The sequence below is a fragment of the Fodinibius sediminis genome (genome assembly GCF_900182555.1).
GTDB classification, from domain to species: domain Bacteria; phylum Bacteroidota; class Rhodothermia; order Balneolales; family Balneolaceae; genus Fodinibius; species Fodinibius sediminis.
The window spans coordinates 1-8,683 of sequence record NZ_FXTH01000033.1; the positions used below are offsets into that span (position 1 = coordinate 1).

Annotated in this window: 12 protein-coding genes; 6 read left to right on the forward strand and 6 right to left on the reverse strand. The window is 36.6% G+C overall.

Features of this window, described 5'->3' with window-relative positions; all coding sequences use genetic code 11:
* The first annotated feature begins 138 nt into the window (after positions 1–138).
* Genes FN808_RS18510 through FN808_RS18525 form a run of 4 tightly spaced genes read left to right on the forward strand, consistent with a single transcriptional unit; the run spans position 139 to position 2,868 of the window.
* Positions 139–624, forward strand: coding sequence for a hypothetical protein (locus FN808_RS18510; RefSeq protein WP_142716109.1), 486 nt, complete (start codon positions 139–141; stop codon positions 622–624).
* Positions 621–1,082: a response regulator gene (locus FN808_RS18515; protein ID WP_142716110.1), complete on the forward strand. Its 462-nt coding sequence runs from the start codon at positions 621–623 to the stop codon at positions 1,080–1,082. Before FN808_RS18510 ends, FN808_RS18515 begins: the two co-directional genes overlap by 4 nt.
* Positions 1,079–2,179, forward strand: coding sequence for a response regulator (locus FN808_RS18520; protein WP_185958502.1), 1,101 nt, complete (start codon positions 1,079–1,081; stop codon positions 2,177–2,179). The genes FN808_RS18515 and FN808_RS18520 overlap by 4 nt, the downstream gene beginning before the upstream one ends.
* Before the next feature lie 56 nt (positions 2,180–2,235).
* The gene (locus FN808_RS18525) at positions 2,236–2,868 is read left to right on the forward strand and encodes a hypothetical protein (RefSeq protein ID WP_142716112.1); all 633 of its coding nucleotides are present in this window, start codon (positions 2,236–2,238) and stop codon (positions 2,866–2,868) included.
* Between the two features lie 77 nt (positions 2,869–2,945).
* On the opposite strand, the gene FN808_RS18530 is transcribed toward FN808_RS18525, so the two are convergent.
* The 3 genes from FN808_RS18530 to FN808_RS18540 form a co-directional block, all read right to left on the reverse strand.
* Positions 2,946–3,269 (reverse strand): helix-turn-helix domain-containing protein, encoded by a 324-nt coding sequence (locus tag FN808_RS18530; protein WP_142716113.1) that lies wholly within the window; start codon positions 3,267–3,269, stop codon positions 2,946–2,948.
* 276 nt (positions 3,270–3,545) lie between these two features.
* Complete coding sequence (locus FN808_RS18535) at positions 3,546–3,785, reverse strand: cupin domain-containing protein (RefSeq protein ID WP_221930114.1); 240 nt, start codon at positions 3,783–3,785, stop codon at positions 3,546–3,548.
* A gap of 247 nt (positions 3,786–4,032) precedes the next feature.
* Positions 4,033–4,593, reverse strand: coding sequence for a helix-turn-helix domain-containing protein (locus tag FN808_RS18540; protein ID WP_142716114.1), 561 nt, complete (start codon positions 4,591–4,593; stop codon positions 4,033–4,035).
* 409 nt (positions 4,594–5,002) lie between these two features.
* On the opposite strand from FN808_RS18540, the gene FN808_RS18545 reads away from it, so the two are divergent.
* Together FN808_RS18545 and FN808_RS19060 are read left to right on the forward strand one after the other, a co-directional pair.
* Positions 5,003–5,161, forward strand: coding sequence for a YqaE/Pmp3 family membrane protein (locus FN808_RS18545; RefSeq protein WP_142716115.1), 159 nt, complete (start codon positions 5,003–5,005; stop codon positions 5,159–5,161).
* Positions 5,162–5,234: 73 nt separating this feature from the next.
* Positions 5,235–5,384 carry a hypothetical protein gene (locus FN808_RS19060; RefSeq protein ID WP_185958503.1) on the forward strand — a complete coding sequence of 50 codons (150 nt, stop codon included), beginning with the start codon at positions 5,235–5,237 and terminating at the stop codon, positions 5,382–5,384.
* Between the two features lie 136 nt (positions 5,385–5,520).
* Here the strand turns inward: FN808_RS19060 and FN808_RS18555 are convergent, their stop codons facing one another.
* From FN808_RS18555 to FN808_RS18565, 3 genes are all read right to left on the reverse strand, one after another.
* Positions 5,521–6,906 carry a mechanosensitive ion channel domain-containing protein gene (locus FN808_RS18555; protein WP_142716117.1) on the reverse strand — a complete coding sequence of 462 codons (1,386 nt, stop codon included), beginning with the start codon at positions 6,904–6,906 and terminating at the stop codon, positions 5,521–5,523.
* 203 nt (positions 6,907–7,109) lie between these two features.
* Positions 7,110–7,313 carry a DUF1206 domain-containing protein gene (locus tag FN808_RS18560; RefSeq protein WP_142716118.1) on the reverse strand — a complete coding sequence of 68 codons (204 nt, stop codon included), beginning with the start codon at positions 7,311–7,313 and terminating at the stop codon, positions 7,110–7,112.
* A 257-nt stretch (positions 7,314–7,570) separates the two neighbouring features.
* Entirely contained in the window at positions 7,571–8,329 is a 759-nt protein-coding gene (locus FN808_RS18565) for a TerC family protein (protein ID WP_142716119.1), read from the reverse strand.
* Positions 8,330–8,683 lie beyond the last annotated feature (354 nt).

Consider the following 8,683-nt stretch of genomic DNA (forward strand, 5'->3'; position numbering starts at 1 on the left):
TTTCTTGTAGTTTATCTAGTTCTTTTTGTGTCATGATTTGTCTAAGTTAGTAGATTTTAAATTACCAACCTAGACAGAGTTAGATTTACACTCTCGTTTTATTTGTCAAATCCTAGTTCAAATTTAATTTCTGATGTTATGACTACACTTAGAACTGGTGTAGAAATTACAAACTCAATCTTTCCAAATCGTCAAATTAAACCCGAATATTGTAAAGTTGATAACATACCTATTATTGGTGCAACTCATGTTATTTATATTACAAGAATACTTTTGGATAATATTATTAAACACTCTGGTGTTCAATCAAATTTAATTGATGTTGAAATTTCTGCTAAAATAATTGATAAGGAATTACTTAGGCTTAGTTTCACGAATAAGCTTTCTAACGATATAGATTTTCAACAATTAGAAGATACTTTAGCTCAGGTTAAGGAGAAATGGAGAGACAAATCAAATTTTGAGAAAACCAATATTGAAGGTGGTAGTGGATTTGATAAAATTCGGAGAATTTTAGCTTTTGATTTGAAAGGAAAAAATTATGGTTTTAGTTATATCATAAATGAAAACAAATTAACCATTGTGATCGATGTAGATATAGATATTAAACGAAAAGAATTATGACTGACTTGAAAATAATATTGGTTGAGGATGACCAAAAAAAGATTGATGATATAAAGGGTTTTTTAGATGAATCGTTTGGATATTCAGATTTAACAATACGACAATCATATCAAAGTGGTTTAAGGGAACTACTTACAAACCAGTTCAATTTTTTATTACTTGATATGAGTATTCCAACTTGGGATAAGGAGCCAAATAAATCCAGTGGAGATTTTCAAAAATTTGGTGGTTATACAATTCTACAAGAGCTTGATCGAAAAAACAAAATGATCCCAGTGGCTCTAATCAGTATGTTTGATGAATTTGGGGAGAGTGATAGGTCAGTAACACTAAGACAAATAGATAGTATGTTAAATGACGAATACTCTGAATACTATCATGGTGCCATCTACTATAGTTCAAGTCAAAGCGATTGGAAAGAAAAACTTAAAAACATGATCTGTGATTGTCTATTGTGAAAATATTAATAGTTGACGACAGTAATAAAAAAATAGCTGGCATTGTAAAGGTAATTAAGGAGGCTACTGACAATGAGATCGCAGTTGAAACAGTTCTAGATTCGGTAAGTGCCCAAAAAAAATTGAGTGAGACCAATTATGATCTTTTAGTTATTGATCTACTTTTGCCTGTAAGATCAGGCCAGGAACCAATTAAAGAAGGTGGAAAGCAATTAGTACTTGAAATTGAAAGAAAGGATGAGTTAAAATCACCCAAATATATAGTAGGCACAAGTCAGTATAAAGACTATCTTACTCTGTTTCCTGATATATGGAATACTTTACATTATGATAATTCTACTGAATGGAAGAAAAAGCTTAGAAGAGTAATTTCGCATTTAGAAAAAGTGGATTTTAATATATCTGAAAGATATCCAGAACTTCCATCTATTATTGTAGAAGGCTTGACTGACAAAAAGGTATTTGAAGAATCAATTAAGCTTTTTAAACCAGAACTAGTAGACAAAATAAAAGTAAAGGCTGATAGTAATGCTGGGGCTAAATGGGTTTCAAATCAGATTGTTGCTTGGGCTCACTCAAAAGTTGGTGGGTCAAATGAGAATATAAGAGCAATTGGAATTCTTGATGGGGATAAGGCTGGTAACGAAGCCAAAGAACAAGTTTCTCATCAAATTGATACAAATTCCGCGAAACGTAAGTTTTATAAGCTCATTACTTTATCTCCAGATTATGCAAGAAATTTAATACCTATCTATGCTAAGGGATTAATAATTCCAGTGACTCTAGAAGAATTATTTCCTCCTTTTGTATGGGCTGTAGCAAAAGATAATGGATGGTTAGAAGAACGTCCTTTCAATAAAATGCTTCTTGAAGAACCAACTAAATGGAATCAACGAAAACAAAGTCTCGATGAATACATTTCTACATTAGATTTAAATGAGGAAGATAAGCTGTATTTAAAGACGGTCAAACGAGGATCAAAAAAAAATTTTAATGAATTTGTTCTTAATTTAAAGAGTAAGAAAAAAAAGCTTGCATTGGGGAATTTGAAGAAGCTCTTAGATGATATAGAATTATTTTTGTTTAATAATAGCTAAAAATACTTCAAATAGTATTACCAATTAAATCTTATAATTATCTTAAGAAGATTATCATGGATGATTCTGATGTACTAAAACTAGTTAAGATTCTTGAAAAGACTGGACTTAGTGTACAGAGTTCAAGTGACTTGAATATAAAAACTATTCTTAAAAGTGGTGAGAATAATGATTTGATAGAAAGTCTAAAAAAATATGAAGCACCAAATGAGACTTCATTATCAAACGACGAATTATTCGAAATCTATCAAACTATTTCTAAACTCCATAAATCTGATTCAAATAATTACCAAGACTTATTATATCAAATAAGAAGTATTAAATATAAACCAACTGACCAGACTGTTCGAATTAATTATCTTTCAGATTTTCTTGAATTCACAATACAAAAGAGAGATGAATTTACGAGGGAAGAAATCGATAGTTTACTGAAGGAGTTTTTTAGGTTTAATAATTTTATAGAAATGAAGTGGGGGAGAGATAATGAAGTTTTTAAACTTTCCCAACAAATATTAGAAGAGCTTGAGGCTAATGATCCTTCCAATAGAGATAGAAAAAATGAAGAACTCTCTAAGTTTATAGAAAGATTTAGAGACGTAAATCGGAGGTATCGTCCAGATGAGCAAGCTCTGGATTATGCTAGCCAAATAATTTATGAGCAGTACAATACATATGAACTGGATAGTTAATTACTAATAAAGAGATGACCTTTTGCTGAGATATTTGATTGAAAAGGAAGAATAATATTTAAGTCCAAAAATAAATTTTAGCTGTTCAAAACCTTTGACACCCACGCCCGACTCACCCCAAATTTTCGAGCAATCGCAGATTGATTTTTTACCTCACCTGAAGCAAGCAAATGCTCAAATAATTTCTTTTGCTCTGCTTTTGATTTACCATCTTTATTAGATTTTTGAGATTCCTTTGGAGTGTTAACTATAAGCTTATTCAGTGGTGTTAACTGATAGTTCGCATCTTTTATAAAAGGGTATATTTTCAGGAGTTTTTGCCTATTTAAAGAGATATTCAACTCACCATATTGGCTCCTAACAAACTCTACAGGCCATATAACCCGAATTGAAGTTCGCACATCGTTGTGGGTCGGGGAGCTTTAGGGATTTAAGGACTAATCAGTTATTGCTGGTTAGTCCTTTTTCATTTTGAATACATTAGCTTGCTCCAACAGAGCGAGTGGTCGTTATCCTGAAAGCTGTCTGGACGTATTCTATGATGGCTGAGTTACAAAAACTCAATCAGCTCACTTCTTCATATCCACTTTTTATAACTGTAGATATCATTTTAAACCGATCATTCGCCTTCATTGAATTGCGGGAGTGGGCGGGGATAATGATCGACTGGCCGGTGTTCAGAGTTTTGAATGCCCATCGATAATGATTTCTGCTCTTCCGTCAATGATTTGGAAAAACGTATCAAAGGGAGAGTTTTTTTCTTCCAATCTTTCACCACTGTCAAATGAGACGGCACTGATGTTCCCGGTGGTTTTCTTTATGATCGTTTTTATTACAACCGAATCGGGTACGTATTCAATAATTTCTACAATGATGAGGGCTTTTGACTTTTCTAATTCTACAGGTAAAGATTTCATTTCGAGCTATTTATTTTTTAATTGCCGGTTGGGAGCACTCAGCATCGGTAACTTATGTTCCGCTTTCAGCTTTTTTCCCGGATCACAACAAGATTAATAAAAATCGGGTAAGGAGCGTTATACAGGTCAGTAAGAAAGCTTATATAAATCACAGATTTAGGTTTTTTAGCTGAATTAACTGGGAGGGAAAGATGAGCACTTTAAAATCGGGCAAGCGAGATATTCTCTTTTCAAAGTAGTTCAGCTATCATAGGTCTTCGAGATTCTTTAATCGCTTCTCTTTCAGCTCTTTGAAATAGGTAGGTGCTAGGCCTGTAATCTTCTTGAACTGATTGGACAAATGGGCAACACTACTGTAATGCAGTTTATGAGCTATTTCGGTAAGGGTCAACTCATCATACAACAGCAGCTCTTTTGCGCGCTCAATTTTATGCATGATAATATACTGCTGTATGGTGATCCCCTTCACTTCAGAGAAGGTGTTGGATAGGTAGGTGTAATCGTATTCCAGTTTCTCACTGATATAATCAGAATCATTTACTTTTGGAACTTCATCTTCGTAGTGGATCATCTCCACGATCACACTTTTTATTTTTTCAACCAAGATGTTCTTTTTGTCGTCAAGCAATTCCAGCCCGGCTTTCTCCAAATTATTTCTAAAAGTTTGCAGCTGCTCATCAGTAATCTCATCCTGAAGTTCAATCGTCCCAAGATCAACCGATACACAGTTTATGCCCAGCTTTTTTAACTCATCCTTAACCAACATCTTGCAACGCAGGCTAACCATATATTTAATATATAGTTTCATATAGTGCCATTTATAAACCTAGCTAAGAAAAAGTAGACAAATAGGCTTTTTTATGTATACCAGACTGATATGTTTCTGTTATTATAAAACAAGAACCGTTAGTTCTGATATAGAGGAAAGCTACTGTAGTTTATGGGTTAGGAGAGGATAGCTCTGTAGGTAGAACCATTACGATATCTTGAACGTTTTATTTCCCCATAAAGAAATACTATTCACGTAGTTCATCGATTTACCCCGGAAGAATAAAAATCCGTGAAATGTATAACTCTTTTTTAAAAGGGTATAATACATGATACGCTAAAAGTACTGATCTTTATATGCAACCGAGATTGACCAAACAGGGAGAAGACTGTTAAAAAAATAGAGTTGGTGCTATGACTATTTTACAAGAACCACAAATGATGAGAACATGGATATCTTAAAAATTATTTTTGCTGTTATTCTTCCGCCTCTCGGAGTCTTTTTAGAAGTTGGGCTCACAGGTGCTTTTTGGTTAAATGTTATATTGACCATACTTGGCTATCTTCCCGGAATTATTCATGCCATATGGATTATTGCCAAACATTAAACCACTTCAAAGAAGTACAGCACGAAGAAAGACCACGCCGTGGGAAACCCTTAGTAGCACCAAACATTTAGCGTTGGAAAAACAGGTGGACCAGCTGCCTTGGCAAAACAACAATCGGGTCGCCGAAGACGTTGTGCAATCGGCTGAATCTGATATTGCGTTAAACGATGAACAACCGGCTCCGGAAGAGCCAAACTTAAATGAGATAAATCTGGCAAACTAAAACCAACTTCTAACGGCTGACTGCCAGATCAAGTCGTAGCTATTACATATAAATAGTTAAACAGGTTCATTTGAGTTTTTTTGATTGCACGAAATCAGGTTTATAGAAGTATATCAGACAGTTACATTTTTTCACTTTATTTATTCGGCTTTAAAAGGTCATCTCCTTCTTCCGGAGATCTTGATATCCGCGCCTGCTCTAAAATTTCCTCATCATTACTTTCTAGCTGCCCTTCTGCCTTTGTTATTAATTTCGAATCCTCTGCGAGGGGTGTGCTCTCGGGCTTTTTCTTATCGGACGGTGCAGTCTTTTTAAGGGGTTGCAATGTTACACCATCCAGAAATACTCTCTCTCGAGCATCATCAGGCATCGAAATCCCCTCTGCCATGTAAGCAGTTTTGATTTGTCTTAGCACCGATGATTTTACCTTTAGTATATTATGTTTACTTCCATCCACCCAAACATAGAACATCAAATTAATCGTAGAAGAAGCCAGCTTATCCACTAAAATCAAGGGTTCCGGTTCCCTCAAAACGGCCGGATGCTCTTTAAATATCTTTGTGGCAAGATCCTGCGCAGAAATAACGCTGGCATCATATCCAATACCAATAGTAAAGGTGAATCGCTGGTTTGGATTACTTGTGTAATTGAGGATACTGCTTTTATAGACGGTAGAATTTGGAATTTGCAGATGATTGCCATCTAGGGTCATAAGTAACGTGGCCCGAATGGTAAGCCGCTGGACAAATCCGGTGTTGCCATTTATCTCTACATGATCACCCGCGTGAAAAGGGTTTTGAACGCTTAAAAAAATACTGGCTAGAAAATTTTCTGTTATGTCACGGAATGCGATTCCCAAAACAATACCCAGCAACCCTGTACCTCCCAGTATGGTGAGCGCTACATTGGTTAAATCTGCAACATGAAAAACGATATATATACCCATGAGAAAAACAACAATGGCAATACCACGTGCTGCAATATCCTGCAAAAGGTCGTTCATTTGACGATTGGCTAAATAAGCACGGGCCCCTTTACCTACCAACACGGAAATTCCCCAGAAGATAACCAGTACCACTATTCCGAAGATCAGGAATGGAATAGCACTCATAATATTTCGCCATAATTCCTGCAAGCCGGTATAAGCGGGTTGATAATCCCATATATCCGGATCCAGGATCTCAATTCTGTTTACTACGGCAGTTACATCTTGGGTGTTTCGGGCCAGATCTCCCGCCCATCTTTTATGATCGCCGGTTTCTGTTGATCCACTTAGGAAAACCACACCATCGTTCACCTTTACCTGCGGATTTTGAAACCATTCTGTTGCAGTCAAAATCCGTGTAAGCCGATCACTTATCTGGGAATCATCTGCTACCGGTGCAACATCTACGCGTTGGGGAGCGGCAGTTTCATCCGGTTCCGTAGTTTCAGTCTGGGTTTGACCCTGCGCAAGCACACTGAGCGGCATGGTGATCAGCAGGAGAAGTAGTATAAATAAGTACCGATTTTCTTGATGCATATAGGCCTCTTAATAGTGCTGATGTATATCTGGCAGATTTAAACCAGCTAACATGACTTGTGGATAATTGCTTTTAAAAGCTTTAGAAATATGGCTAACAAAAACCTAAATGACAATTCACATGTTGATTTGCCGGGAAATTTTCGACAAGGCACTTCCATAAATGTGCTTTTTAGCCCTAATAACAATTTGGGTATTAATGCTTAGGTATTAAATATTTTGTGATAGTAGGAGAGCACAAACAGGTAAATTCCGTAGATAATCAAGCCACCAGCGGTAATACCCAATACAAGTGCTCCAAAAGGTTGATCCCGCAATGTTCGCAGCGCCTGGTCGAGTCCGCCAGTACCTCTTGCTCTTGTTACAGTGCTCCGTTCCGTAATGTCGAATGGAGGATCAGTCCCCATCTATGGCTGGAAAATTTTTTAGCTTTGGACACGGCCGTGCCGTTGATTCACAGAATTACTTGTTTTCAAATTTTAAACGTTATAACTGATAATATCAGTGCCTGCCCATATGCATTGGACATGAAACGGCGCCAATACGTTTTATACACCAGATCCGGATGGTCCATGGAATAATTCATAAAGAAAACGGAGAGGGTTCGCAGGAGAAATAATTATTATCAGTCTGATTAGACTCTACGGGCTAGCGGCTCATCGTCCTATTTGACCGGGCCGTCCTCAAACCGTTTTCTCAGTTTCACCGGCTCGGCAGCATCCCTTTTCTTTCGAACTCTCATATTGATGATCTCCACTAACAGTGAGAAGAATACTGCAAAGTAGATATACCCTTTAGGTACGTGTACGTCAAATGCTTCAATCATCAGCATAAAGCCGATCAAGATGAGGAAAGAGAGCGACAGTATTTCCAGGGTGGGATGCTTTTTAATGAATTCGCTTATGGTCTTGGCAAACGCGATCATCACCCCAATAGAAATGGTGATGGCGATAATCATCAGTAATACCTCTTCAGTGAGGCCGATTGCCGTTAGAATACTGTCGAAGGAAAAGATAATATCCAGCGCGACGATCTGGAAAAGAACTTGGCCGAAGGTTAAAAACTGTTTCTTCCCTTTTTCATCATGCTGCCCCTCCATTTTATGGTGAATTTCAACCGTACTTTTGAATATGAGAAAGATACCGCCGGCAAGAAGAATGATGTCTCTGATACTAAAATCATAGGTAAATAGAGAAAATAGCGGCTCGGTAAACCCGATGATCCAGCTTATACTCAGAAGCATCCCAATCCGAAATACAAGTGCTAAAATAAGCCCGGTGGTTCTTGCTTTCTGCTGCTGATGGGCCGGCAGCTTGTTCGATACAATGGAGATGAATATGATGTTATCGACACCTAGAACAATTTCAAGAAAAGTGAGGGTTAGGAGAGCAATCCAGCTTTCGGGACTAAGAAAAATTTCCATATATGATGAATAGTCTTGATTTATTTTATCTCTTTACTTTAGGCAAGATACAGATTGGAATCGAATTTTACACGAGGGGGTCAATTAGGAAATAACACCAAAAAAATGTTTATTCCGAGCCTAGTAAAACTTTTTAAAAAAACTGTTTATTATACCCACTATGTAACCGTTAGATTGGACAGATATGGATATTTTGAATGTTTTTGAAAGTAAAAAAATGAGTTTATGGGCACTGGATGTTGTAGGTAGTATTTAATTTGGGTCTAGTGAAGCAAACACCTCAGAGAGGATCTTCTCGGAGGCGAGCAAGTAAGATTTTATAAAAGTTATCATTTCGATGATTAAAGCGAAATT

Coding starts and splice junctions, on each gene's coding strand:
- FN808_RS18525 (WP_142716112.1), top strand. CDS start 2,236: ATGGATGATTCTGATGTACTAAAACTAGTTAAGATTCTTGAAAAGACT.
- FN808_RS18510 (WP_142716109.1), top strand. CDS start 139: ATGACTACACTTAGAACTGGTGTAGAAATTACAAACTCAATCTTTCCA.
- FN808_RS18555 (WP_142716117.1), bottom strand. CDS start 6,906: ATGCATCAAGAAAATCGGTACTTATTTATACTACTTCTCCTGCTGATC.
- FN808_RS18540 (WP_142716114.1), bottom strand. CDS start 4,593: ATGAAACTATATATTAAATATATGGTTAGCCTGCGTTGCAAGATGTTG.
- FN808_RS18535 (WP_221930114.1), bottom strand. CDS start 3,785: ATGAAATCTTTACCTGTAGAATTAGAAAAGTCAAAAGCCCTCATCATT.
- FN808_RS18515 (WP_142716110.1), top strand. CDS start 621: ATGACTGACTTGAAAATAATATTGGTTGAGGATGACCAAAAAAAGATT.
- FN808_RS18560 (WP_142716118.1), bottom strand. CDS start 7,313: ATGGGGACTGATCCTCCATTCGACATTACGGAACGGAGCACTGTAACA.
- FN808_RS18565 (WP_142716119.1), bottom strand. CDS start 8,329: ATGGAAATTTTTCTTAGTCCCGAAAGCTGGATTGCTCTCCTAACCCTC.
- FN808_RS18545 (WP_142716115.1), top strand. CDS start 5,003: ATGGATATCTTAAAAATTATTTTTGCTGTTATTCTTCCGCCTCTCGGA.